A 24,143-nucleotide genomic window follows, 5' to 3' on the forward strand; every position below is an offset into this window, starting at 1 on the left:
CCCGAAAGGGCAGATCGCAGACCCAGCTCAGCGTGCCGCAACAATTCCAACAACACTCCCCTAACCACAATACCCCTTGGTATAGAGCAATACAATCTATCGAATAGCCAATGCAACCCTAGTGGATAGTTAAAAGCCTACCCTTATGCGGCGCTGAACCGCTGTCATACGCAGCGCACAATTTTTTATATCACATTGAGAGTTTACAACTATTCCAGTCTGCGTCGCAACGCGAAAGGCTCCTGCGCTGCGAATTGCTGCGGCGCGAAGAGCGGCAACCATCAGGGGTGGGTGGGCGACTCTTTGTCCGACCATGGCCTGACGCCGGTCGCATCCGCGCCGGCGAGCGCCTCGCGCATGCTCACCCCGTCCAACACCAATTCGGGCGCGATTTCGGCGAGCGGCGCCAGCACGAAGCCGCGCCGGAAAAGCTCCTTGTGCGGCAGCGTGAGTTCGGGATCGTCGATCGCATGGTCGCCGAGGAAAAGAATGTCGACGTCGATCAGCCGCGGGCCCCAGCGCCGCGTCGGCGCGCGCCCCATGTCGGCCTCGATCTTCTTGACCGCGGCGAGCAGTTCGTAGGGCGCAAGCGCCGTATCGCCGATCGCGCAGGCGTTGGCGAAATCGCCCTGGTCGAGATCGCCCCAGGGCGGCGTGCGGTAGATCTGCGAGACTTTCTCGAGCCGCGCCAATCCCTGCGCCTCGATCCGCCGTAGCGCCTCGCGAATATTGGCCGGCTTGTCGCCGAGGTTGCTGCCAAGCCCGAATCCGACTCGCATCGTCTCTACCCTCCCGGCCGCGCGCCGAGAATGCGCAGCACTTCGAAGGCGGCGCGATGGTCGGCGGCGTCATGCACGCGAAAGACCTGCGCGCCGTCGCGCGCCGCCAGCAGGTTGGCGGCCAACGTGCCGACCAGCCGCCCCTCGAGGAGCCCGTCGCCGAGGCCCTTGAACAGCGATTTGCGCGAGACGCCGATCAGCAGCGGAAAGCCGAGCGCCAGCAGCTCCGGCGTGGCGCGCAGCGCTGCGTAATTCTGATCGCGGCTCTTGCCGAAGCCGATCCCCGGGTCGAGCAGAATATGACGCTCCGGCACGCCGGCGCGCCGGGCGATCTCGAGCGAGCGGGCGAAGAACCGCTTCATGTCGGCGACGATGTCGATTTCTGGGTCCGTCGTTTCGCGATTGTGCATGATCACTGCCGCCGCGCCGGCCTCGGCGATGGCATCCGCCATGCCGGGATCGCGCTGCAGGCCCCAGACGTCGTTGACGAGGCAGACGCCGAGGCCAAGCGCGCGCCGCGCCGTCTCGGCCTTGTAGGTGTCGATCGACACTGGCGCGCCCGCCTGCGCGACCAGCGCGGCGAGCAGCGGCGCGAGCCGCGCCCACTCCTCCTCGGCGGAGAGCGGCGAATGGCCGGGGCGGGTCGACTCGGCGCCGACGTCGACGAGATCGGCGCCCTCCGCGACGAGCCGCTTCGCCTGCGCCAGCGCCGCCTCCCGCGTCGCGAACAGGCCGCCGTCCGAAAAGGAATCGGGCGTGACGTTGACGATGCCCATGATGACCGGGCGGGTCCCGATCAGCGAAAGGAAGCGATCGCGCGCGTCGGCGATCGCCTTGACGTCGAAGGCCAAGCGCGCGTCCCGTCAGTCGTCGTATTTCACATAGGCGAAACGCTGGTCGGTCTCGGGCGTGCCCTCGAGCGCGCCGCCGGCCTTGCCCGGCCGCCAGGAGACCACCTCCTCGATCTTTTTGGCGAGTTCGAAATCCTTGTCGGTGATCCCTTTCGCCGTATGGGTCATGAGCTTCACCTCGACCCAGGCGTAGGAGGCCGCGATGTCGGGATGGTGCCAGGCGGCCTCGGCGAGATGGCCGACCGTATTGACGACCATCAGCGTGCCCTTCCAGCTGTGCGTCTTGAACTTGCGCCGGATCCAGCCGTTCTCGTAGCGCCAGTGCGGCAGTTCGCGCTTCAGCCGCGCGGCGACCTCGTCTTCGGAATAGGCGCGCTCTTCCTTGGCCATGACCCGCTTCCTCCTGCGCTTTGCGACGCAACATTCTTTCGTTGAGACGCGTTATAGCCTAAACCGGCCCAAAGTCTTCCCTCCGACTGAAGAGGCGCCATGCCGGCTAGTGTCAGCGTCGCGGCGAGCGCGCGGCTGCATCTCGGTTTTCTCGATATGAACGGCGGCCTGGGGCGCAAGTTCGGCGGCGTTGGCATGGCGCTCGACTCGCCGGCGACGCGGCTGACGCTGACCCGCGCCGACGCGAATGCGGTCGAAGGGCCCGAAAGCGCGCGCGCCGCCGCGCTCCTGGAGCGCGCGCAGGAGGCGCTGGGCGTCTCGCGGCGCCACCGGCTGATCCTGACGGAGGCGATTCCCGCTCATGCCGGCTTCGGCTCCGGCACGCAGCTGGCGCTCGCCGTCAGCGCGGCGCTGCGCCGTCTCGAGGACCTGCCGCATGATCCCGCCGCCGACGCGGCGCTGATGGCGCGGGGCGCGCGCTCGGGGCTCGGCGCCGGCTTGTTCCAGTTCGGCGGCGTCGTGGTCGACGGCGGCCGCGGCCCGCGCACGACGACGCCGCCTGTCGTCGCCCGCGCCGAATTTCCCGAGGACTGGCGGGCGCTGCTGGTCTGCGATCCGCGCGACGTCGGCCTGCATGGCGCGGACGAGCGCGACGCCTTCGCCGAACTGCCGCCCTTCGACGCGGCGACCAGCGGCGAAGTCTGCCGGCTGGTGCTGATGCAGATTCTGCCGGCGCTGGCGGAGAAGGATCTCGCGCCCTTCGGCGCGGCGGTGACGCGCATCCAGCAGCTTGTCGGCGACCATTTCGCGCCGGCGCAGGGCGGACGCCGCTTCACCAGCGCCCGGGTCGAGGCGACCGTCGCCAGACTCCTCGCCGACGGCGCGACCGGCGGCGGCCAGACCTCCTGGGGGCCGACCGGCTTCGTCTTCGTCGAAAGCGACATGGCGGCGCGCCGCCTGCTCGGCCGCCACGGCGCACAGGCGCGCGAAGAGGGGCTCGACATCTCGATCCATCGCGGCCTCAACCACGGCGCGACGATCGACGCCGTCTACGCGCAGATCGCCTAGAGCGCGCGCCAAACGGCGCGCGAGCGCGCCGACCTACTGGCGCCGCATTTTTATGGCCTTCTCAGGCCCATGACCTTCGCGCGCATCGCCCTTGTCCTGATTTGCGGCTTCGCCGCCGGCGCCGCGGGCGCGCAGGACGCCCCGTCGAGCGGCGGCGCATTCATCGGGCGCATCTTCGACGCCACGGGATTGCGCACCCCGCCGCCTCAGGCGGCGGACTTCGTGCGCAATTCGCGCCCCGATCAGCTCAATTATCGGCCTTTTGACCCGACGCGACCGAAAAACCCGAGGAAAAAGTCCGCGGCCGAGCTGCGCGCCATGGGCGCAAGCCTTGAAGCGGCGGCGGCGGAGAACCGGCGCCGGGCGGCGGCCGTCGCCCGGCCTGACGCGCCGGCAAAATCCGCCCGCTAGGCGGTCCGCTCCCTCATAGCAACCCTTTGGCAAGACGGCAGCGACCCTGTCGGCAAGGCCGCGCGCGTTTCTCGATCGTTGCGCGCCGCGTCGCGCTCCCTGTGCAGGGGGCCGCGCCGTTTCCCGTCCATGTCATAGCTGTCACATAAGCGTCATTGAATCTTGATAGCATTCGCTGTCGACACATCTCTATACTCACGCATCAAGCGTTGGGGAGATGTTCGCATGTCCAAAATCAAACTGCTGCTTACGGCCGCCTTCGTCGTTGCGTCCTTCGCCGGGCCCGCCCTGGCGGATCCTGATGTCCCGGCCAGCCCGTCGAGCCCCTACTATCCGTTCGCGTCCTGGGAAAGCACCGGCGCGCCTTTTGAAAAATGCTGGTGGGAGGAAGGCCCCTCGCGTCCCTATCGGCTCTGCGTGCCGACCCCGCCGCCGCACGCCTGGCGCTACTGACGCACTATGACAATCGCGCCGGCCGATCGGCCGGCGCGGGTTGCAGGGAGGAGTCGCCGTGCGGCGGATGTGTCGCCGCCGTCGCTTGCGCTGTTCTGCGCCGCGATCGAGCCGTCGCCTCGATCTCGCAAACGTCGATATTTCAATTCATTTCTCGTCAGTGAAGCGGCTGTTTCGCGGCCGCCGCGCGCCCTTGATCCATGGGCGGGCGCGACTCATCTCCCCGTCATTCGCACACAGACGGAGGAAGATGTTCAGATGTCCAACTTCAAATATCTGCTGTCGGTCGCCGTGATCGTCGCTTCATTTGCGGGCGCCGCTCAGGCCAGCCCCTATTTTCCCTTCATCGCGGCGGGGTCCGGCGAAAGCACGGGCGCGCCGTTCGAACATTGCTGGTGGCAGTCGGCGCCGTCGCGTCCCTATCGGCGCTGCGTCGCGATTCCGGCGCCGCCGACCCATCACGCCACGCGTCATCATCCTGGCTCCTCTCCCTACGCCAATTGACGCGGCCGCGCCGGCTGATCCGGGCCGGCGCGACCCATCGCGCCCAGGACTGGCGAGCCTTGCGTCGCGGCGGCGGCGTTTCCGTTGCGGGCGCGGCGCGCCCTTCGTCGAACGTCGCCGCGGGCGCCACCATCGGCTTGGCGGCAAGACCTTTGCATGTCGCCCTGATCGCCTCGCCCGATCGCCTCGATTGTCGCATCCGCCATGGCCTCCGAACCAGATTTCTCGCCAGAGTTCCCGTCAGACTTCGGACAAACCGATCCCGGCCTCGCCGTGCTGCGCATGGCGGCGCTGATCGCCGAATCCGACGCCGGCCCGGACGAAGAGACGCTCGATCTGCTGTTCGAACAGGTCGAGGCGGGCCATCTCGTCGACGTCGCGCCGTCGCGGATATGGCCGGAGCTCGTGCGCGGGCTGATGAGCCCCGCGCCGTCGAAAATGATCAAGACGCTGCGCGAATGCGGCGCGCTGTTCGAAATCCTTCCCGAAGTCGCGGCGCTCGTCGGCGTGCCGGAGATTTCCGACGGCGAGGCCGAGGTCGATCTCGGCGACCATCTGATGAAGACGCTCGACGCGGCGGCGCGCCGCGCGGCGCCCCTGCCCGTGCGCTTCGCGCTGCTGACGATGAATGTCGGCAAGTCGGATTCGCCGCGCGAACATCTCCCGGTGCATTACAAACATGTCGAGCGCGGCCGCCCGCGCATCGAGGAAATCTGCGCCCGCTTCGGCGCGCCGGCGGCGTGCCGCGATCTCGCGCTGCTGGCGCTCGCGGAATGCGAACGCGTGCATCGCGTCTCGAAGATGCGCGCCGGCCCCGTCGCCATGATGCTCGAACGCCTGGGCGCGTTCGACGCGCCGGAGCGCTTTCGCGAGCTGATGACGGTCTGCGCCTGCGATTTCTGCGCCCATGCCGGCCGCGAGGAACAAATCTATCCGAAGGCGGCGCTGCTGGAGATTGCGCTGAAGGCTTGCGCCGAGGTCGCGGAGACCGGCTCAGCGGAGGCGCGCCAAAGCGCCCGCGCCGAGGCGATCGCCAAGGCCTTTCGCTCGGAGCGCTGGTCGAGCGAGGTGGGGTAGAAGCATTCGTTTTTTCGACGTCTACTTCGCGCTTTGAGAGCGGCCCCTAGCGGCACATTGGCATGAACTTCTGCGAACGATAATTTACGCAAACGGCCGAGAGGCCGTTTGCCCCGGGATTTTCGCTCCGCGACTCATTCGCGAGATCCTCATCGAGCCGTCGCGAAGAACCGCCGAATGGTGACCTGCAGCAGATCCGTCCAGGCCTGAGCCAGGGCGAATGACTCGCGCTCATTCTCAGACCGCGGCGCCGGCTGAAGTTCATAACCCAGACGTTCGGGCGCGCGCGCTAAAATCGCCGTTTCGACGGCGCCGGACCGGGATGGCGACGTCTTCTCGCGCGAATCCCGCGTCGGCGGAGCGCCCTTGAAGACAAATCGCCGAAGCGCATGATGGTAAGCGGGATCTGATCCAAAGAAGTTGACCCGCATCCGCGCGAGCTCCGCGGCGCGATAATCCGCCAGCGGCTTGACAGATTCGTTTTCTAATCGTCGCTCGAGTTTTTCCAGCAGGATGGATTTGTATTTTGGGGTCTTGGCGACCTCTGTCGCGCGCAACCTCAGCTCCTCTTCAAAGCTGTCGACATCTTTTCCGAAGACGTCATCAAGAAAACCGATCTCGCGAGCTTTCTGCGCGCCGAGAGGCTGGCAGCCTTGCGTCAGTTCGAGCGCCTTTGCCTGCCCCACGCGCTTTGGAAGCAAATATGTCCAATATTCTGAACCGTAGAGTTCCCCCATGCTGCGGTAGTGAGGATTGAGAACGACGTTGGGGCGCGCAAAAATCTGATCGGCCGCCAATGCGAGAATCGCCCCGCCAGCGCCGGCGTTGCCACGCAGTCCCGCGATCACGACATGCGACAAGGTGTTGATGATTTCATGCACCAGATCGTCCATGGCGTTGATGTTGCGCCATGACTCTTCGGCCGGGTCGGCGCTGGCTTCGATCACATTCAGATGAATGCCGTTCGACCAGAAATCGCGTCCGCCGAGCAGCACGATGACTCTGGTGGGGCGCGAGCGTGCGTAAAGGAAGGCTTCGCGCAGTCGTTTGCATTGCGCCGTGCTCATAGCGCCATTGTAGAAGTCAAACGAGAGATAGCCGACCCTGTCCTCCTCACGATAGACGATTTCCCTGAACGTCCGATGGTCGTCGGGCGCATCGATCGGCAGCGGATTGTCGGGCGCGTCGCGAAGCAGCGTACCCAACACCTGAGTCGCAGGCAATTTGATACCGGAGGCGGCGCAGAATTCTTCCGCGCATCGTTCGCAGCCGACGTCCATCTGAGCCAGGCGGCAAATATCCCTGTGCGCCAGATCGCTCTTGGCCTTCAGATGGGAAATCCACACAGCGCCGTCGATGGCGCCGACGCAGATTGCGCCATCACGCCGCGCAAGGATTTGGCCGGGCGATCCTCTGAGGCGATCTTCTTGATGTGCGCCATAAAGGAAGCAGTCGACGCCCAGCAGCGCGCTCAGGACGCCCGGCGCGCTGTCGGCCGCACGCACTTTCCTTATGATTGTGGCGGTCGTGTCCCGCGTCCAATCAATGGCGCGATCGGCTTGCTTCATCGGCGGACGAAGGCGGCCTCGCGCATATGACATGGCCTCGGACAGAGGCTCCGGACGCCAGCCTCCGGACAGAACTTCACCCGCCTCGATCCGCGCGATCGCTTCAAGCGCCCCAGACAAGGCGGCGTCGGTGACCGGGCCGCGGTACAGGCCGCTTTTCGTCGGCGGATTGGAGTCGAGAGCGAATTCGTAAGACGCCCAAATCGGACCGGCGTCGAAATCCTCAGCGGCCTCCAGGATGGTGACGCCCCACGTCCTTTCGTCGTTGCTGATCGCCCAATCGAGCGACGATGGTCCTCGATCGCCTTTGACGCCCGGATGCACGATCAGACATCTTGTGCGAGTGTAAACCTCGGTCGGAATCGCGATCTTCAACATGGGCGCGACAATCAGATCCGGCGCATGCCGCTCGGCGGCTTCGATCATCTGCGCGCCATTGGCGACAACGCTGACCTGAATTTCGTGTCCGCGATCGGCGAGTTCGACGAAAAGCCGCTGGCTGAGGCTGTTATGGGCTGAAGTCAAAAAGAGTATGCGCACGAGAGCACCCTCCCATGTTCTGGTTGGTTCAGGTTGAATGAAACGATCCGCGCCTGCTCGACGCGTTCGACTGGATCAGGCGTCTAGCGTCGACCGGAAGCGCGCCCGATACTCAGCTGGACTAGCGTCGAAAAGGCGCTGAAAGGTGCGCCGCATGCGTTCGGCGTTTCCAAAACCAGATTCCATCGCAATCACCTCGATCGATGAATTCGTGTGCTCAAGCTTGGCGCGCGCCGCGTCCGCGCGCGCGCGTTCAGCGAATTCTGCTGGCGTCTCACCCGTCTCACTGCGGAACAGGCGCGAGAAACTGCGCTCGCTCATCGCCATGCGATCGGCCAGCGCGGGGACGCTCAGGTCAGCCTCCGGATGCGCCAACATCCATGTCTGAAGTTCGCTGATGTCCCCTCGTAAAGGCCTCTCGATCATGCTCGTATGGCCCTTGAACTGCGATTGACTGCCCGGTCGCCTCGGAAACACGAGCAGCGAGCGTGCGACGCCGAGCATCGCGTCCCTACCCATATCCTCCTCCACCAGAGCCAGGGCGAGGTCGATGCCCGCGGTGATCCCGCCAGATGTGTAGACATTCCCATCGCGGACAAAGATGCGGCTCGCGTCGACGTCGACCGATGGATAGGCCTTCGCGAGACGGTCTGCATAAAGCCAGTGCGTTGTCGCGCGCCTGTGCTCCAAGAGACCTGCTTGCGCGAGAATAAACGCGCCAGTGCAAATCGAAACGATCCGCCGTGTCCTGGGAGCGATCGACCGCACCCATTCGAGGAGCGGAAGGTCTTCCGTGGCGGCTTCGCAGCCATACCCGCCAACCACGACCAAGGTGTCCAGTCCTTCGACCATCTCGCTGTAGCTGTGGGAGGCGAAGATCTGCAGTCCGGACATCGTCGGGACAGGTCCCACCGCTTCGGCGATTACGAGCAACTGGTAGGTTGGCGGCTTTCTGAGCACGCTCAACATGAGGTTGGCCCAATGAAACGTTTCGAGCGGACCTGAAAGGTCAAGGCTCTGGCAGTCCGGGTAGACCAAAAACCCGACCCGACGGAAATGGGCGTCTTCTCGGCAAGGCGGTTCTGAGCAATGCTTTTCCATGCCGCGATCGTCACGCCGGCCTCGATCCGCCGCAAGGACAAAGTTCCCACCTTTTCGGCCAAGCGCCGGATGTCAGCGTCCGCGTTGCGTCAAAAGGGTGCTGGCGTCGACTGCAGCCATGCGTGCGCCCGGCGCCACTCCCTCGCTCCCTCCCCTCACAGCTTCCCTTCATCGGTCAGCGACATCACATCGGCGACGATTCCGCGCTTGACCAGACAGCGCCAGGGCGCGCGGTTGGGGCCGACGCCGATCGTCACGCTGTTGTTCGCCTCCGAACTTTCCGCGCCGAGCACAACGGCCTTCGGATTGTTCGTCTGACGCTTCACCGCGCGCAGGCAGGCGGTCGTGTCGGCTTTCGGGACGCCGCCGGACGCCTTCGTCGTCGCCGTCCCAGCCGTAGCTCCCGCCCCTGCCGTATCCCCCGCGCCAGCTCCGGCGCGCTGATCCTCGGCGGCGCGACAGCCCTTCTTGTACGATTCGCCGTGCTGGTTTTCGTCCCAGCGGCCCGCCTTGCAATCGGCGTAGCCGCGCTTGTATTCGCGCTGCGACGCGGGCGAGGCCGACGCGCCGGCGGCGGCGAGCGTCAGGGTGATCAGGGCGGCGCCCACGACGATGTGATGTTTCATATGCGCCTCTCCAAGACGACGAGAACGTCTGCATGCTAACGCCGTCGCAGTCGGCCGCGCCAAGGTTTTCTTGCGCGCCAAGATTTTCGCGCGCCAAGATTTCGCGCGCCAAGATTTTCTTGCGCCATGCGCGACGCATTCGCGCTCCAGGCCCGCGCCGCGAATCGCCTTGCGCGCAATCGGGATGTGAGGCGGCGCACTTTGCCGGCTTAGATGTTCGTGCTACCCGCCAAGCTCTACTCGTGGACCGTGGGGGGGCCATGTCATGACGATCATTGCTATCGGCCGCCGCAGCTTTCTTTGCGGCATGTTCGGCGCGAGCGCCGCCATCATCGGGCGCAGCGCCTATGGCGCCGAGACGATGGAGGACATCAGCCGGCTCAAGCCGGGCGAGTTCACCTGGCATCCCGAGCGCGCCGCGACGGGACCGGTCTCCGTCGTCGTGTCGCTGCCGCAGCAGCGCGTGCATGTCTATCGCAACGGCGTGCGCATCGCCGTCTCCACCTGTTCAACCGGCAAGCCCGGACATTCGACGCCGACCGGCGTCTTCGTCGTGCTGCAGAAGGACAAGAATCACCATTCGTCGCTCTATGACGACGCGCCGATGCCCAATATGAACCGCCTCACCTGGTCGGGCGTGGCGCTGCACGCTGGCAATCTGCCCGGCTATCCGGCGTCGCACGGCTGCGTGCGGCTGCCGATGAAATTTTCCCAGCTGCTGTTCGGCGTCACCCATATCGGCACGCCGGTCATCATCGCCGGCGCGCATACCGACCCGTGGGAGCTGACCCATCCGGGCATGGTGCTGAGCGGCTATGCGGAAAGCGAATTCGAACAGGTGCTCTCGGGGCTGGAAGGCAAGAAGCATCCCTCCGACTGGACGGAGGCCGAGGCCTATCCGGTCACCAGCGTCATCGCCTCATCGGCCGATCACGCGATCGAACTGATCGAGAACGACCATGTGATCATGCGCTCCGTCCTCGGCATCGAGGGCGGCGACAAGCTCGGCTCGCATGTGTTCGTGCTGAACGGCGCCGATCAGAATTCGCGCGGCATGCATTGGAGCGCGATCACCCATCATCACGAGGATGCGGCGCTCGCGCCGGATCAGAACGTAATCCAGCGGATCCGCGCCGAGCCGGCCTTCAACGCGGCCATGCAGGCGCGCATGCATCCCGGCATGACGATGGTGCTGACCGACGCGCCGCTGTCGCCCGATAGCCGCTCCGGCAAGGATTTCGTGATCGTCACCAACAGCTGATCGACGCCGGGCCCTTCGCCGAAGCGCCGCGCCCGAAGATTTCGTCGCGCGGCGCTTTTGACTCTCACGCAGCGACGGCTTCGCTTCCGATCACAGGAACGAGCCGATGAAGGCGCCGCCAATGCCCGCCAACAGGGCGGTGGCGAGGACTCCCGGCAGGCCGAACAGCGCGCCGCCGATTCCGGCGCCCAGCGCGGCGCCGATCATTGCGCCGACAGTCGCCATTGTCATGTGTTCTTTGGCAGATATCATCGTACCCTCCATGACATGCGCCTCTCGTCGAACAGAGGCGCAAGAGGGAGTTAGCGCCAGCTGTGGGCGGGGCAAGGGTCCCTCGCCCCTTGGCCGGCGCAGCCCGGACGCCGGCCGATGTTTGGCCCCTCCCTCGCGCCTGCAAAATAGGCTAAAGTCGCAGCTTCGCGCCTTCCGGAACCAAGACTGAAATGTCGGATTTCTATCGCATCAAGCGCCTGCCCCCTTACGTCTTCGAGCAGGTGAACCGCCTCAAGGCCAAGGCGCGCGCCGCCGGCGCCGACATCATCGATCTCGGCATGGGCAATCCCGACCTGCCCGCGCCCAAGCATGTGATCGAGAAGCTGGTCGAGACCGCCGGCAAGCCGCGCACCGACCGATATTCGGCCAGCAAGGGCATAGCCGGCCTGCGCCGCGCCCAGGCCGGCTATTACGCGCGCCGCTTCGGCGTGGCGCTCGACCCCGAATCGCAGGTCGTCGCGACGCTCGGCTCCAAGGAGGGCTTCGCCAATATGGCGCAGGCGATCACCGCGCCCGGCGACGTGGTGCTGGTGCCCAACCCCTCCTACCCGATCCACGCCTTCGGGTTCCTGATGGCCGGCGGCGTCATCCGCTCGGTGCCCTCGGCGCCCACGCCCGATTATTTCCGCACGCTCGAGCGGGCGATCGTGCATTCGATCCCGAAGCCGATCGCGGCCATCGTCTGCTATCCGTCGAATCCGACGGCGGAAGTCGCCTCGCTCGATTTCTACAAGGATCTCGTCGCCTTCGCGAAGAAGCACGAGATCTTCATTCTCTCCGACCTCGCCTATGCCGAAGTCTATTTCGACGACAACCCGCCGCCCTCGGTGCTGCAGGTGCCGGGCGCGATGGACGTGACGGTCGAATTCACCTCGATGTCGAAGACCTTCTCGATGGCCGGCTGGCGCATCGGCTTCGCGGTCGGCAATGAGCGGCTGCTGTCGGCGCTGGCGCGGGTGAAGAGCTATCTCGATTACGGCGCCTTCACGCCGGTGCAGGTCGCGGCGGTCGCGGCGCTCAACGGCTCCGACGACTGCGTCCGGGAAATGCGCGCCATCTACAAGCGGCGGCGCGACGTGATGGTCGAGAGTTTCGCGCAGGCGGGCTGGCCGATTCCGGCGCCGCGCGCCTCGATGTTCGCCTGGGCGCCGGCGCCCGAGCGCTTCCGCAACATCTCGACGCTCGAATTTTCGAAGCTCTTGATCGAGAAGGCCGACGTCGCCGTCGCGCCGGGCGAAGGCTTCGGCGAACATGGCGAAGGCTTCGTCCGGCTCGCGCTGGTCGAAAATGAGCAGCGCATCCGTCAGGCGGCGCGCAATCTGCGCCGTTTCTTCGAGACGGCGGACGCGCAGCTGCACAATGTCGTGCCGCTCGCCGCGCGCGGGTGACGTCCCAAGCCGTCATGGCCGGCCTTGAGCCGGCCATCCACGTCATGCCGTTCGGTCCTATGTTGGGTCATGTGCAGCTTTACGGCGTGGACGCCCGCGACAGGCGCCGGCATGACGTCAGCGGTCAGCCCGCAAAATAACGCTCGATGACGCGCGCATACACCGCGCAGAGCCCGTCGATGTCGGCGACGCGGGCGTTCTCGTCGAAGGCGTGGATCGTCTCATTGGTCAGGCCGAACTCCAGCACCGGACAATAATTGACGATGAAGCGCGCGTCGGACGTGCCGCCGGTCGTCGAGAGTTCGGGCGTGTGACCCGTCACGCGCCGCACGGCTTCGATCACGAGTTCGGTAAAGGCGCCGGGCTTGGTGATGAAGGACACGGCGTTCGACGGCGGAAATTCGACCTCGACATTGGCGTTCGGCGCCGCCTGCCGGATCACCTGCCGGATGCGGTCCTTCAGCGAATCATGCGTCCAGACGTCATTGAAGCGGACGTTGAATTCGGCGCGCGCCTCGCCGGGAATGACGTTCACCGCCTTATTGCCGATGTCGATCGTGCTGAATTCGAGATTGGAGCGCTCGAAATGCGTCGTGCCCTTGTCGAGCTCGTGGCCCGAGAGCGCGGCGACAATATGCGCGATGATCGGCGCAGGATTTTCCGCGCGATGCGGATAGGCGACATGGCCCTGCTTGCCGATGACGCGAATGCGTCCGTTCAGCGAACCGCGCCGGCCGATCTTGATCATGTCGCCGAGCGTCGAGACATTGGTCGGCTCGCCGACGATGCAGTGATCGAAACGCTCGCCGCGCGCGCGCGCCCATTCGAGCAGTTTCACGGTGCCGTTGATCGAAACGCCTTCTTCATCGCCGGTGATGAGAAAGGACAGCGTCCCTTTCGGCGCGCCATGCCGCTCGACGTAGCCCAGCGCCGCCGCGGCGAATGCGGCGACGGCGCCCTTCATGTCCGAGGCGCCGCGGCCATAGACGCGGCCGTCCGCAATTTCCGCCGCGAATGGATCGAAGCGCCAGCGCGCAGGATCGCCCGGCGGCACCACGTCGGTATGCCCGGCGAAGGCGAGATGCGGCGCGCCTGAACCTATCTTGGCGAACAGATTGTCGACGTCGGGCGTGCCGGCGTCGGAGAACACGACGCGATGCGTCTCGAAGCCAACGGCCTTCAGCGCCTTTTCGACGACGTCGAGCGCGCCGGCGTCGGCCGGCGTCACGGACGGACAGCGGATAAGTTCGCGGGTCAGCGCGACAGCGGGGGATTGCGACATTTCAGAAGGCTTTCGGCAGACCAGCCTGTTTCAAAACCTCATTGGCGGTATGGCGCGATTTCGTCGTGCGAGGCAATGTAAAATTACGGTTCATGATCGGACTAGCGCATCGAAGCGAGTTCGAGAAGGTCAGGCAACACGGCGCGCACTTCGTCGATCATCGCCCGCCAAGACTGCGCCTCGACCACCAAACCGGGCGCGTCTGCGCTCGTGGCGATCCAGACATGCGCGTCATCATCCCAGCGCGCGTCAATTTGGATGGACGTCGTCATGGGAGAAAAATCGGGCGGCCCCGGCGCCTTGTCAAGCAAGCTCGGCCGTTCGCCGCGCGCCTGTCGTGGACGCCGCGCCGCCGCCTCATCATCATAGAGGCGCGACGGAATCATCCTCCCGCCACCCCAGTTCATAGATGGTCCAGAGCGCGGCGGCGACAAAGAGCGCGTCTGCGCCCCAGACATACCAGCGCGACATGATCTCGGCGGCGCGCGGCTGCCAGAAATGCGCGGCCCCGGCGACGAGCGCCAGCAGCGGCGCGATGCTCGCGAGGCCGAGCGGCGGCGCAAGACCGCGGTCGCGAAACCGCTTCGTCGAAAGATTGATGAAGCTCACGACGGAGAGCATGACGGCGAAGGCGTAGAAGATGACATAGGCGTACGCCAGGACCGTCATCGGCGCGAAGAAGGGCGTCGTCGCCAGATCATGGACCGAATAGGGCTGAAGCGCGAACCAGATCAGCGTCAGCGGCAGAAGCGCCGCGACGATCCCGCCTGCGCCGCGCCGCCAGGTCGCGCGATCGATGCGGCCCTGTTCGGTCTGGTAGAGAAAGCGCAGGCGCTCGCGGTCCATCAATCCCTCAGCAGATCGTTGATGCCGGTCTTGCTGCGCGTCTGCGCGTCGACTGTCTTGACGATCACCGCGCAATAGAGCGACGGGCCGGGCTCGCCGTTCGGCAGAGGCTTGCCCGGCAGACTGCCGGACACGACCACCGAATAGGGCGGCACATAGCCCGTGTGGACCTTGCCGGTGGCGCGGTCGACGATCTTGGTCGAGGCGCCGATGAAGACGCCCATCGACAGCACCGCGCCCTTGCCGACGACGACGCCTTCGACGACCTCGGAACGCGCGCCGATGAAGCAGTCGTCTTCGATGATCGTCGGATTGGCCTGCAGGGGCTCCAGCACGCCGCCGATTCCGACGCCGCCGGAGAGATGCACATTCTTGCCGATCTGCGCGCAGGAGCCGACGGTGACCCAGGTGTCGACCATCGTGCCGCTGTCGACATAGGCGCCGAGATTGACGAAGGAGGGCATCAGGATCGCGCCCGGCGCGACATAGGCCGAATGGCGCACGATCGCGCCCGGCACCGAACGAAAGCCTGCGTCGGTATGTTCGCCCGCGCCCCAGCCGACGAATTTGGAGGGGACCTTGTCCCACCAGGTCGCGCCGCCGGGCCCGCCCGCGATCACCGTCATGTCATTCAGACGGAAGGACAGCAGCACGGCCTTTTTCAGCCACTGATTGACCTTCCAGCTTTCCGGGCCTTCCTGGCCTTCGATCTTTTCGGCGACGCGCAGCTTGCCGGCGTCCAAGAGACGCAGCGCACTGTCGACGGCGCGGCGAATGTCGCCCTGCGTCTCGGCGGTGATATTGGCGCGATCCTCGAAAGCGGCGGTGATGAGCGTCTCAAGTCCCGTGTGCGGCATGAAATTCCCGGAAATGATGCGGTGAAGGCTCGCGCGGTTGTAGGGGTCTGGCGAGGGGAGTCAACACGGGCGAGCCATACAATGCATGGAGGACCGCGCCGCCGGCGATGACGCCGACCGGGCGCAATGAAGAAATCATGGCGCATTCTTCCAGCGTCACGCCCGGCCCGCGCGCAAAATGTTGACGCGCCGACTACCCGCCGCTATGTTTCTACGATGTAGATACATAGCGGTCATGGCCCGGGCGCTGGCGAGAAGCTTCAGCGTTGGCCATCGGCTGGCTTCGCTTCGCAGGGCATGACGGCCTTCACTTGGGAAAAAGACACGATGCGCGCGACCGTCAAAAAATGGGGAAACTCCGCCGCCGTGCGCATGCCGGCCACGGTGATGGCGGAAGCGCGGCTCGAAATCGACCAGCCGGTCGACGTTCGCGTCGAGCAGGGGCGAGTCGTGATCGAACCGCTCGCGGCGCCAGAATTCACGCTCGACGCGCTGCTCGCAGGCGTCACGCGCGACAATCTGCATGAGGAGGAAGATTTCGGCGCGCCGGTCGGCCGCGAGGCGCTCTAATCGATGAATGAGGTGTCGCTATGCGTGTCATTCCCGACAGGCCGCAGGCCTGATCGGGAATCCAGAGCAACCGCAATCATTCTGAATTTGCCCCTGGATTCCCGATCGCGCTCCGCGCGTCGGGAATGACATGCGCAAAATGGATTATTGATATGGCCTATGTCCCGGAGCGCGGCGATATCGTCTGGCTCAGTTTCGACCCGCAGGCGGGCCATGAGCAGAAAGGCCATCGCCCGGCGCTCGTGCTCAGCCCCAAGGCCTATAACGGCAAGACCGGGCTGATGCTGTGCTGCCCGATGACGACCAAGATCAAGGGCTATCCATTCGAAGTCGCGCTCGCGGACGCACACCCCTCGGCCGCGCTGGCCGATCAGGTGAAGAGCCTCGACTGGCGCGCGCGCAAGGCGAAGAAGAAAGGCGCAGCGACAAAGGCGGAAACCGCGGAAACGCTGGCGAAGGCAAGGACGCTGTTGCAATAGGCTGCGAGAAGCAAGACGCTCACATGATCCGCCCAATTTTCGCGCAGACCATGGCGCGTTACAATCGCTGGCAGAACGCCGGCCTCTACGCCGCCGCCGATCGCTTGTCGGATGAGGACCGGCGCAAGGACCGCGGCGCTTTCTTCAAATCCATTCATGCGACCCTCAGCCATCTCCTGTGGGCGGACCACATGTGGCTCAGCCGCATTTCCGACGCGCCGCCGCCTTCGACGCCGCTCGCGCAGTCGGTTTCCTATTGCGAGGACTGGGAGACCTTGAAGCGGCGTCGTATCGCGTGCGACGAATTGCTGATCGCCTGGGCCGACGGCGTGACCGACGCGTGGCTCACGGGCGATCTCGTCTGGCGCTCGGGCGTTCTCAAAGCGGAGGTCGCGCGACCGAAAGGGCTTGTCGTCAGCCACATTTTCAATCACCAGACGCACCATCGTGGCCAGGTTCACGCGATGCTGACCGCCGCAGGCGCCGGACCGCCAGACACGGATTTGATCCTGATGGAGCCGCTTACAGCTTGAGCCCGCTCAACGCCTCCAGAAACCCCACGAGATCGTCCGTCGCGAAATCCACATGCGGCTCGTCGCCGGTGGCGATTTCCCAGGCTTCGCGCTCCGGACCTTCGTCATGGGGCGGCAGCACCAGCACCGTCGCCATCCCCCGCGCATGCGGCACCATCAGATTGCGGCCGATGTCCTCGAAAATGGCCGCGCGCCGCGGCTCGATCCTGAGCCGTTCAAAAAAGCGCGTATAGGCGCCCTCGTCAGGCTTGGCGATGAAATCCGCGGCGATGATGTCAAAAATATCTTCGAAGACATGGTCGATGCCAAGCTGCTTCGCCGTTTCGATCGCATGATGGCGCGAGCCGTTGGTCAGGATGAGCTTGCGACCGGGAAGCACGGCGATCGCTTCCGCCAGCGAATGATTATGCGCAAGCGACGAGCGGTCGATGTCGTGCACATAGGCGAGATAGGCCTCGGCGTCGATCCCATGTTCGGTCATCAGTCCGCGCAGCGTCGTGCCGTAGCGGCGATAATAATGCTTCTGCAGCGCCCGCAGCGAAATGGCGTCGAGGCCAAAGAGCCGCATCATGAACAGCGTGATGCGGGCGTCGATCTTCGGCCAGAGATCGGCGGTCTGCGGATAAAGCGTATTGTCGAGATCGAACACCCAGGTGTCGATGTCGGCGAAGCGCGATCTGTCGGGCGAGCGTTTCGTCATGGCTTGGGCCGCCACATGTCATTCCCGCGAAAGCAGGAATCCAGGGCGACGCCCGCAATCGCCGTGCCGGCGCTGGATTCCCGATCAGGTTTTGCGCGTCGGGAATGAGGCTGGGGCCAGTTCATTTCGCCAATATTTCTTCGACCCATGACGGGACGATCTCGCTGGCGGGGCCATAGCGCCTGTCGTCGAATTCAGCCGCGTTGTCGGAGGCCTCGAGATTGAGCTCGCAGCAGCGCACGCCCCTCCCGCGCGCCGCCCGCACCAGACCCGCCGCCGGATAGACCGCGCCCGACGTGCCGATGGCGACGAAGAGATCCGCCGCCTCCAGCGCCGCAAAAATCTCATCCAGGTCGAGCGGCGTTTCGCCGAACCAGACGACGTGCGGCCGCAGGGCGCAGCCGCAGCGCGAGTCGACGGCGAGATCGTCGCGGCGGTCGCTCACGGCGCCGCAGGACGCGCAGCGCGCCTTGAGCAATTCGCCATGCATGTGAATGACGCGCCTCGAACCGGCGCGCTCATGCAGATCGTCGACGTTCTGCGTCACCAGCGTCAGCGCGCCGCAGCGCCGCGCGAGTTGAGCTTCGAGGCGCGCGAGCGCGACATGCGCGGCGTTCGGGGAAGCGGCGATCAGATTGCGCCGCCGCATGTTGTAGAAATCATGGACCAGCGCCGGATTGCGCGCGAAGGCTTCCGGCGTCGCGAGCTGCATCGGATCATAGCGTTTCCACATCGCAGCGCCCGGCCCGCGAAAGACTCCAAGGCCGCTTTCGGCGGAAACGCCGGCGCCGGTGAGGATGAAGACATTCATCTGAGCGCCCGCCGCCCTCCCCTCGTCATGCCCGCGCGCGTCGCGGGCGTCCACGCCGGAACATCGCACGCGCGCCGACGCGCCTTCACCTTGTGATCAGCGTTCCCGCGCCGTGATCGGTGAGTAATTCGATCAGCACCGCGTGCGGCAATTTTCCGTCGAGAATGACGACGCCTTCGACGCCCCGCTCGATCGCGTACATGCAGGTCTCTACCTTCGGGATCATGCCGCCGGTGATCACGCCTTCGGCGATCAGGCCGGGAATGTCGCCGACCTTCAGCTCCTCGATGATGTTCTTGTCCTTGTCGAGCACGCCCGGCACGTCGGTGAGAAAGATGAGACGCTTGGCGTGAAGCGCGCCGGCGATCGCGCCGGCGAACGTATCGGCGTTGACGTTGTAGCTCGCGCCGTCCGGACCTTGCGCGACGGGCGCCAGCACCGGAATCAGCTCGCGGCCCAGCACCTGATCGAGCACCGTCGTGTCGACCTTGTCCGGCTCGCCGACAAAGCCGAGATCGACGCCGTCGGGCCGCTCAAGCTTCCTGGCGGTGACCATGCGCCCGTCCTTGCCGGTCAGGCCAATGGCGCGACCGCCTTCCGAATTGATATAGCCGACGATCTGCTTGTTGATGGCGCCGGCGAGCACCATCTCGACGACGTCCATCGTCTCGTCGTCGGTGATCCGCAAACCGTCGGCGAAGCGCGATTCGACGCCGAGCCGCTTCAGCATCGCGCCGATCTGCGGCCCGCCGCCATGCACGACGACGGGATTCACGCCGGACTGTTCGAGCAGCACCATGTCGCGCGAGAAATCTCTCGCAACCTGATCGTCGCCCATGGCGTGGCCGCCATATTTCACCACGACGATGGCGTCGTCGTAGCGCAGCATATGCGGCAGCGCCTGCATCAGAATTCGGGCTTGCTGGAGCGCGGTGTCGACGGTGTCGGTCATGACGGTTCCTTGCGGCGCGCGAGGCGTCCTTCGACGCCTTCATGCTGTCCTCGTTCTGCGCAATGCGCGCGTCGCGCGCGCCTCAGGATCGGGACAGCGTAAAGCGACGCGACCCAACTAGCCCGCCGCCCCCGTCGCATTCAAGCGTTTCGTTCGGCGATGAGCTTCGCGACCGCCGCGCGCAGTTCGGCGATTCCTTCGCCGCCATGCGCCGAGGTGAACATCACGTCAGGGAAAGCCGCCGGACGTTTCTCCAGCGCCTTCATCGTCGCGGCGAGGACCTCTTCGCGCTCTGCCGCCTTCAACTCGTCGCGCTTGGTCAGGATCGCCTGATAGGAGACGGCCGACTGATCGAGGAGATCGAACATCTCCTCGTCCAGAGGCTTCACGCCGCGACGTCCGTCGACGAGCACGAAAACGCGCGCCAGGCTCGCCCTCCCCCGCAGATAGTCGCGCATCAGCTGCGACCAGTTCGCGACCTTCTCCTTGCCGACCGCTGCATAGCCATAGCCCGGCATGTCGACGAGGCGCAGGCGCTCAGCGCCTGGCGCGCCGCCGAGCACAAAGAAATTGAGCTGCTGCGTGCGCCCCGGCGTGTTGGAGACGCGCGCGAGGGCCTTGCGGTTCGTCAAGGCGTTGAGGAGCGAGGACTTGCCGACGTTGGAGCGTCCGGCGAAGGCGATTTCCGGCGGACCGAGCGGCGGCAGATCGCTCGCCTTGGCGCTCGCGAAAATGAAGTCGCAGGGACCGGCGAAAAGAAGGCGGCCCTGCTCCGTAAAATCGGTCTCGGTCACGTCCTGCATGAGATCGGCAGTCGGCAGTCGGCAGATCGGCGGTCGGGGCGTTATCCGCCGCCGACCGCCTCAGCCCGACCGCCGTCCCTATGCGCGCTGGAATGTCTTGCGCAGATTGTCCCAGAACTCGAACTTCACGCCGGCGCGCTTCATGATGACGCCCTGTTGAACGATCGACAGGAGATTGTTCCACGTCCAGTAGATCAACAGGCCCGACGCGAAGCCGCCCATGGTGAATGTGAAGATCACCGGCATCCAGGCGAACATCGTCTTCTGAATCTCGTCGGCGGGCTCGGGATTCATTTTCATCTGCAGCCACATCGAGACGCCCATGAACAGCGGCCAGACGCCGAGCGCGAGATAGGGGCCGAAGATCGCGATATGGGTGGGATCGAAGGGCAACAGGCCGAACAGATTGAAGATATTGGTCGGGTCGGGCGCCGACAGATCCTTGATCCAGCCGAAGAACGGCGCGTGACGCATTTCGATCGTGACGACCAGCACCTTATAGAGCGAGAAGAACACGGGAATCTGCACGATCACCGGCAGACAGCCGCTCGCCGGATTGATTTTCTCGCGCTTGAAGAGCTCCATCTGCTCCATGTTGAACTTGTGCTTGTCGTCGCCGTATTTCTCTTTCAGCTCTTTGATCTTCGGCTGAACCGCCTTCATCTTGGCGATCGACTGATAGCTCTTGTTGGCCAGCGGCAGGAAGGCGAGTTTGACGATCACCGTCACCGACAGGATCGCGAGGCCGAAATTGCCGAGCAGCTTGTAGAGGAAGTCGATCAGCCGGAACATCGGCCGGGTGATGAAGTAGAACCAGCCCCAGTCGATCAGAAGATCGAAGCGCTTCAGGCCCGGATTCTCCTTATAGGCGTCGAGCACGTCGACGACCTTGGCGCCGGCGAAGACGTAAGTGGTCGCCTCCGCCGACGCGCCCGGCTGGACCGTCGCGGGGTCGCTGACCGTATCCGCCTGATAGGTTTTCACCGCGCCGCCCATCGACGCGAAACGCGCTTCCATCGGCGCGTTCTGATTGGGCGCGACGACCGCGCCCCAATATTTGTCCGTCAGGCCAACCCAGCCGCCGACGCCCTTGAACGTCTTGACCGCATTGTCCTCTTTTTCGATCTTGTCGTAGGTGACTTCCTGTCCGGCATCTCCCACGACGCCGATGAAGCCTTCATGCAGCGCCGCATAGCCCGCGGACGGCGGATGGCCGACGCGGCTCACGCGCGCATAATTGTAGAGCGTGACGGGCGCGCCAGCCTTGTTTTCGACGCTGTCCTTGACGGTGAAGAGATATTCGTCGTCGACGGAGATGATCCGCTTGAAAACGAGTCCCTGACCATTGTCCCAGGAGAGCGTCAGCGGCCGAGCGGCGGTCAGCTGGTCGGCGTCCGCCGTCCACAGCGTCTCGGTCGTCGGCAGCGCCGGCGCATTTTCCGTTTCGGCGGTCAGATAGCCGAGCTCCGCATAATAAGGGCTCGGACCGTCTTCGGGCGAAAGCAGCGTAATGATCGGGCTCGAGGGATCGACGGTCTCGCGATAATTCTTCAAGGAGACGTCGTCGATGCGCGCGCCCTTCAGCGCGATCGAGCCCGAGATCGACCGCGTCTCGATTCCGACTCTGGGGCTCAGCGCCAGAGCTTCGGCGCGGGTCTTGGGCGCGATTTTGGCCGCTGACGGCGCGGCGACCCTCTGATCCGGCGCGCCGAGCTTGGGAGTCTTGGCCAGGCGCGTCTGCTCCGACTGCGCGCGGCGCTGCCTGTCCATTTCGGGAAAGGCGTAGAAATAATCCCACAGGCCGATGAAGATCAGCGACACCGCCGCGGCGAGGATCATATTCTTGGTGTTCTCGTTCATGGCCGCGTAAGCCTGTCTTCCTGTTTGCGTCTTGGACTCCCAGCGCCGCGATCATTCAGCCTGGCGAGTCCTTCGGTCATCTGCGCGAGCAGTTCGGGAAATGGCGCGGAGAGCGCGGCGCGCCGCGCGACGAAGACGTAGTCGCGACCCGGCTTCGCGCCAAGGGCGCCGCCGAGCCGCAGGGCTTCGCGGAGCCGGCGGCGAATGCGGTTGCGCCCGACCGCGCCGGCGACCTTCCGCGTGACGGTGAGGCCGAAACGGGCCGGCGCAAGCGCGGCCGCCCCCTCCTGCGGCGCCATCTGCACCGTAAAGGCGGCCATGGCGACCCTCGCGCCACGCGACACGCGCACGAAATCGCCGCGCCGGCGCAGAGTTTCCGGGCGCGGTGACTTCTGATCTTCGGCGGGGACTTGCGCCTTCATGCAGTCATCCGCCTCGTCCGCCTGGAGCCGGATCAGGCCGAGAGGCGCTTGCGTCCGCGAGCGCGCCGCGCGGCGATAACGTTGCGGCCGCCGACCGTGGCCATGCGGGCGCGAAAGCCGTGACGCCGCTTGCGCACAATCTTGCTGGGCTGAAATGTCCGTTTCACCGTTCTTCTCCGCTGGCGAGAGGGACGTTCCGCCCGCTCCCGCGCTCGTCTTGTCAGCGCCGCCGGCGGCTTCGCCGCAGACGGCTTGAAAAATGTTTCGGCGTCCGCGACGACGCACGGCCGTCACAAAACATTCGCCGCCCCTTTTGGAGCGGCGCCGATCGCAGGCATATAGGAGAAAGCGCGCGTTCAAGTCAATGTTTGTCGGCGTGACGCATACGCTCAAAGCGCCTCCAGGAAGGCGACGAGCGCCGCCTTTTCCTCCTCGGTCAGCCCCAGCTGACGGATTTTGGGGTCGAGCGCCGGATTGGCGCCGCCGCCGCGATCGTAAAACTCCACGACCTCGCTGAGCGTCCCCAGACTGCCGTCATGCATATAAGGCGCGGTCTCTCTGACCCCGCGCAGCATCGGCGTCGTATAGGCCCAGCGGTCGTCCGGCGCATTGGTGATCTCGAAGCGGCCAACGTCGTTCGGCGCGCCGGTTTGCGCCAGGCCGACCGCGGCCAAGTCGACGCTCTGGAAGACGCCCGGCGCCAGCCGCACCCGCGTTTTCCCGCCGGTCGCGCCGGAGCGAAAGGCGACTCCCGTATTGTGCCAGGCCTGGTCGGTGAACAGGGCCGTCGCCGGCCCGACCTGATGGCAGGCGGCGCAGCCGGCTTTGCCGGCGAACAGCTCATAGCCCAGCCATTCCCGAGGCGTCAGCGCGGCGCTTTCCCCGGCGTAAAAGGCGCGGTCGAAGCGACCGCCGCCGCGCAGCAGCGTCGCCTCATAGGCGGCGATGGCGCGCCCCAGCGTCATCATCGTCGCGCCCTCGCCCGGGAAGGCCGCTTCGAACTGCGGACCATAGGCTGCGTCGGCGCGAAGTCGAGCGATCAGCGGGCCGATGCCGGCGTTGCCCATCTCGTCGGCGGCCAGCAGCGGCCCCCAGACCTGCGCGGCCAGATCCGTTTCGCGGCCGTCGTGAAAAAGAAATGTCTTGAAGGCGACATTATAGAGCGAGGGCGCATTGCGGCGCAGTGACCGCCCCTCCATGCCGATCGAAAGCGCGCTCTGATTGGAGGCGAAGCCCTGCGCGGGAATGTGGCACATGGCGCAGGACAGCGTGCCGTTCGCCGACAGGCCGCGGTCAAAGAACAGCCTCTCGCCGAGTTTGCGCATCGCCGGCGTTCCCGCGACGGCGGCGGGAACGGGCGGAAGCCCCAGCGGCGACGCGATGTCCTGCGCGGCGGCGGCGCCGACAGACAGCGAGAGCGCCAGCGCCTGCAGAACGCGCGCTATCGCCCCTTGCGGGGAGGCCGCGCCGCGGCGCGGCGCAGGCAGGGAACAAGGCCGCCCCGCCCCGAACCGCTTCGCGGTTCGACCCTCTCCCTGACGGGCGACGCTCATCTCACGGCGACCGCGTTGCGCGCGTCGGGAAACTCCATGGCGAGCGTCCGCGCGTCATTGAGCAGGCCATCCGGCGTCAGAAAGGCCGTGCTGTAGATCTCGCGCACCCAGCCTTTGGGATCGATCAGAAACACTTTCAGCATGTGATTGATCACGCCTGTGCGCTTCCCGGCGCGACCGGTCTC

Annotated in this window: 29 protein-coding genes and 2 pseudogenes; 10 read left to right on the forward strand and 21 right to left on the reverse strand. The window is 65.4% G+C overall.

Annotation, left to right across the window (positions count from 1 at the left end):
• Window positions 1–281 precede the first annotated feature (281 nt).
• From folK to AB7F41_RS14110, 3 genes are read right to left on the reverse strand one after another with little or no spacing between them, the layout of a single operon-like run.
• Window positions 282–779, reverse strand: a complete 498-nt coding sequence (folK, locus tag AB7F41_RS14100) for a 2-amino-4-hydroxy-6-hydroxymethyldihydropteridine diphosphokinase (RefSeq protein ID WP_428385139.1) — start codon at window positions 777–779, stop codon at window positions 282–284.
• A gap of 5 nt (window positions 780–784) precedes the next feature.
• A complete protein-coding gene (gene folP, locus AB7F41_RS14105; RefSeq protein ID WP_428385137.1) occupies window positions 785–1,630 on the reverse strand; it encodes a dihydropteroate synthase in 846 nt (281 codons plus the stop codon).
• 12 nt (window positions 1,631–1,642) lie between these two features.
• A complete protein-coding gene (locus tag AB7F41_RS14110; protein ID WP_428385135.1) occupies window positions 1,643–2,020 on the reverse strand; it encodes a 4a-hydroxytetrahydrobiopterin dehydratase in 378 nt (125 codons plus the stop codon).
• A 99-nt stretch (window positions 2,021–2,119) separates the two neighbouring features.
• On the opposite strand from AB7F41_RS14110, the gene AB7F41_RS14115 reads away from it, so the two are divergent.
• The 5 genes from AB7F41_RS14115 (at window position 2,120) to AB7F41_RS14135 (ending at window position 5,533) form a co-directional block, all read left to right on the forward strand.
• Window positions 2,120–3,088 carry a beta-ribofuranosylaminobenzene 5'-phosphate synthase family protein gene (locus AB7F41_RS14115; RefSeq protein ID WP_428385133.1) on the forward strand — a complete coding sequence of 323 codons (969 nt, stop codon included), beginning with the start codon at window positions 2,120–2,122 and terminating at the stop codon, window positions 3,086–3,088.
• A gap of 69 nt (window positions 3,089–3,157) precedes the next feature.
• A complete protein-coding gene (locus AB7F41_RS14120; protein WP_428385132.1) occupies window positions 3,158–3,499 on the forward strand; it encodes a hypothetical protein in 342 nt (113 codons plus the stop codon).
• A 225-nt stretch (window positions 3,500–3,724) separates the two neighbouring features.
• A complete protein-coding gene (locus tag AB7F41_RS14125; RefSeq protein WP_428385130.1) occupies window positions 3,725–3,952 on the forward strand; it encodes a hypothetical protein in 228 nt (75 codons plus the stop codon).
• Between the two features lie 258 nt (window positions 3,953–4,210).
• Complete coding sequence (locus AB7F41_RS14130; RefSeq protein WP_428385128.1) at window positions 4,211–4,456, forward strand: hypothetical protein; 246 nt, start codon at window positions 4,211–4,213, stop codon at window positions 4,454–4,456.
• 204 nt (window positions 4,457–4,660) lie between these two features.
• Window positions 4,661–5,533 carry a tRNA nucleotidyltransferase gene (locus AB7F41_RS14135; protein ID WP_428385126.1) on the forward strand — a complete coding sequence of 291 codons (873 nt, stop codon included), beginning with the start codon at window positions 4,661–4,663 and terminating at the stop codon, window positions 5,531–5,533.
• A gap of 149 nt (window positions 5,534–5,682) precedes the next feature.
• Here AB7F41_RS14135 and AB7F41_RS14140 read toward each other — a convergent pair whose 3' ends face one another.
• From AB7F41_RS14140 to AB7F41_RS14150, 3 genes are all read right to left on the reverse strand, one after another.
• Window positions 5,683–7,641: an enoyl-CoA hydratase-related protein gene (locus AB7F41_RS14140; protein ID WP_428385124.1), complete on the reverse strand. Its 1,959-nt coding sequence runs from the start codon at window positions 7,639–7,641 to the stop codon at window positions 5,683–5,685.
• Between the two features lie 75 nt (window positions 7,642–7,716).
• Complete coding sequence (locus AB7F41_RS14145; RefSeq protein ID WP_428385122.1) at window positions 7,717–8,742, reverse strand: GlxA family transcriptional regulator; 1,026 nt, start codon at window positions 8,740–8,742, stop codon at window positions 7,717–7,719.
• A 155-nt stretch (window positions 8,743–8,897) separates the two neighbouring features.
• Window positions 8,898–9,368 carry a hypothetical protein gene (locus AB7F41_RS14150; RefSeq protein WP_428385121.1) on the reverse strand — a complete coding sequence of 157 codons (471 nt, stop codon included), beginning with the start codon at window positions 9,366–9,368 and terminating at the stop codon, window positions 8,898–8,900.
• A 265-nt stretch (window positions 9,369–9,633) separates the two neighbouring features.
• Between AB7F41_RS14150 and AB7F41_RS14155 the strand changes: the two genes are divergently transcribed.
• On the forward strand, window positions 9,634–10,629 hold the full coding sequence (locus AB7F41_RS14155) for a L,D-transpeptidase (RefSeq protein WP_428385119.1): 996 nt from the start codon (window positions 9,634–9,636) through the stop codon (window positions 10,627–10,629).
• A gap of 90 nt (window positions 10,630–10,719) precedes the next feature.
• Here AB7F41_RS14155 and AB7F41_RS14160 read toward each other — a convergent pair whose 3' ends face one another.
• Window positions 10,720–10,860 (reverse strand): hypothetical protein, encoded by a 141-nt coding sequence (locus AB7F41_RS14160; protein ID WP_428385117.1) that lies wholly within the window; start codon window positions 10,858–10,860, stop codon window positions 10,720–10,722.
• 212 nt (window positions 10,861–11,072) lie between these two features.
• On the opposite strand from AB7F41_RS14160, the gene AB7F41_RS14165 reads away from it, so the two are divergent.
• On the forward strand, window positions 11,073–12,290 hold the full coding sequence (locus AB7F41_RS14165; RefSeq protein WP_428385115.1) for an LL-diaminopimelate aminotransferase: 1,218 nt from the start codon (window positions 11,073–11,075) through the stop codon (window positions 12,288–12,290).
• Between the two features lie 124 nt (window positions 12,291–12,414).
• On the opposite strand, the gene dapE is transcribed toward AB7F41_RS14165, so the two are convergent.
• The 5 genes and pseudogenes from dapE to dapD form a co-directional block, all read right to left on the reverse strand.
• Window positions 12,415–13,572, reverse strand: a complete 1,158-nt coding sequence (gene dapE, locus AB7F41_RS14170) for a succinyl-diaminopimelate desuccinylase (protein WP_428385113.1) — start codon at window positions 13,570–13,572, stop codon at window positions 12,415–12,417.
• A gap of 1 nt (window position 13,573) precedes the next feature.
• Window positions 13,574–13,675, reverse strand: a pseudogene (locus AB7F41_RS14175) (type II toxin-antitoxin system HicA family toxin); the annotation flags it as partial.
• Window positions 13,674–14,030: a DUF1902 domain-containing protein gene (locus AB7F41_RS14180; RefSeq protein WP_428406628.1), complete on the reverse strand. Its 357-nt coding sequence runs from the start codon at window positions 14,028–14,030 to the stop codon at window positions 13,674–13,676. The pseudogene AB7F41_RS14175 and the gene AB7F41_RS14180, both read right to left, overlap by 2 nt.
• A complete protein-coding gene (locus tag AB7F41_RS14185) occupies window positions 13,936–14,418 on the reverse strand; it encodes a hypothetical protein (protein ID WP_428385110.1) in 483 nt (160 codons plus the stop codon). The genes AB7F41_RS14180 and AB7F41_RS14185 overlap by 95 nt, the downstream gene beginning before the upstream one ends.
• The gene (dapD, locus tag AB7F41_RS14190; protein WP_428385108.1) at window positions 14,418–15,275 is read right to left on the reverse strand and encodes a 2,3,4,5-tetrahydropyridine-2,6-dicarboxylate N-succinyltransferase; all 858 of its coding nucleotides are present in this window, start codon (window positions 15,273–15,275) and stop codon (window positions 14,418–14,420) included. Before dapD ends, AB7F41_RS14185 begins: the two co-directional genes overlap by 1 nt.
• Window positions 15,276–15,572: 297 nt before the next feature.
• Between dapD and AB7F41_RS14195 the strand changes: the two genes are divergently transcribed.
• The 3 genes from AB7F41_RS14195 to AB7F41_RS14205 all read left to right on the forward strand — a co-directional run bounded on the left by AB7F41_RS14195 (window position 15,573) and on the right by AB7F41_RS14205 (window position 16,857).
• Window positions 15,573–15,845, forward strand: a complete 273-nt coding sequence (locus AB7F41_RS14195) for an AbrB/MazE/SpoVT family DNA-binding domain-containing protein (protein ID WP_428385106.1) — start codon at window positions 15,573–15,575, stop codon at window positions 15,843–15,845.
• Between the two features lie 152 nt (window positions 15,846–15,997).
• Window positions 15,998–16,324, forward strand: a complete 327-nt coding sequence (mazF, locus tag AB7F41_RS14200) for an endoribonuclease MazF (RefSeq protein WP_428385105.1) — start codon at window positions 15,998–16,000, stop codon at window positions 16,322–16,324.
• Between the two features lie 23 nt (window positions 16,325–16,347).
• Window positions 16,348–16,857 (forward strand): DinB family protein, encoded by a 510-nt coding sequence (locus AB7F41_RS14205; protein ID WP_428385103.1) that lies wholly within the window; start codon window positions 16,348–16,350, stop codon window positions 16,855–16,857.
• On the opposite strand, the gene AB7F41_RS14210 is transcribed toward AB7F41_RS14205, so the two are convergent.
• From AB7F41_RS14210 to AB7F41_RS14250, 9 genes and pseudogenes are all read right to left on the reverse strand, one after another.
• On the reverse strand, window positions 16,847–17,557 hold the full coding sequence (locus AB7F41_RS14210; protein WP_428385101.1) for a pyrimidine 5'-nucleotidase: 711 nt from the start codon (window positions 17,555–17,557) through the stop codon (window positions 16,847–16,849). The two genes, AB7F41_RS14205 and AB7F41_RS14210, sit on opposite strands and share 11 nt — an antisense overlap.
• 121 nt (window positions 17,558–17,678) lie before the next feature.
• Entirely contained in the window at window positions 17,679–18,368 is a 690-nt protein-coding gene (locus AB7F41_RS14215) for an NAD-dependent deacylase (RefSeq protein ID WP_428385099.1), read from the reverse strand.
• A gap of 85 nt (window positions 18,369–18,453) precedes the next feature.
• Window positions 18,454–19,320, reverse strand: a complete 867-nt coding sequence (gene argB / locus AB7F41_RS14220) for an acetylglutamate kinase (protein ID WP_428385098.1) — start codon at window positions 19,318–19,320, stop codon at window positions 18,454–18,456.
• Between the two features lie 140 nt (window positions 19,321–19,460).
• The gene (gene yihA, locus AB7F41_RS14225) at window positions 19,461–20,123 is read right to left on the reverse strand and encodes a ribosome biogenesis GTP-binding protein YihA/YsxC (protein WP_428385096.1); all 663 of its coding nucleotides are present in this window, start codon (window positions 20,121–20,123) and stop codon (window positions 19,461–19,463) included.
• Window positions 20,124–20,201: 78 nt separating this feature from the next.
• Entirely contained in the window at window positions 20,202–21,983 is a 1,782-nt protein-coding gene (gene yidC, locus AB7F41_RS14230; protein WP_428385094.1) for a membrane protein insertase YidC, read from the reverse strand.
• Window positions 21,980–22,405: a ribonuclease P protein component gene (gene rnpA, locus AB7F41_RS14235; RefSeq protein ID WP_428385093.1), complete on the reverse strand. Its 426-nt coding sequence runs from the start codon at window positions 22,403–22,405 to the stop codon at window positions 21,980–21,982. The genes yidC and rnpA overlap by 4 nt, the downstream gene beginning before the upstream one ends.
• Before the next feature lie 32 nt (window positions 22,406–22,437).
• On the reverse strand, window positions 22,438–22,572 hold the full coding sequence (gene rpmH / locus AB7F41_RS14240) for a 50S ribosomal protein L34 (RefSeq protein ID WP_083858773.1): 135 nt from the start codon (window positions 22,570–22,572) through the stop codon (window positions 22,438–22,440).
• Between the two features lie 222 nt (window positions 22,573–22,794).
• A complete protein-coding gene (locus tag AB7F41_RS14245) occupies window positions 22,795–23,958 on the reverse strand; it encodes a cytochrome-c peroxidase (RefSeq protein WP_428385090.1) in 1,164 nt (387 codons plus the stop codon).
• Window positions 23,955–24,143 (reverse strand): annotated as a pseudogene (locus tag AB7F41_RS14250) (hypothetical protein); the annotation flags it as partial. The pseudogene AB7F41_RS14250 and the gene AB7F41_RS14245, both read right to left, overlap by 4 nt.

Source organism: Methylocystis sp. (genome assembly GCF_050251305.1).
GTDB lineage: Bacteria > Pseudomonadota > Alphaproteobacteria > Rhizobiales > Beijerinckiaceae > Methylocystis.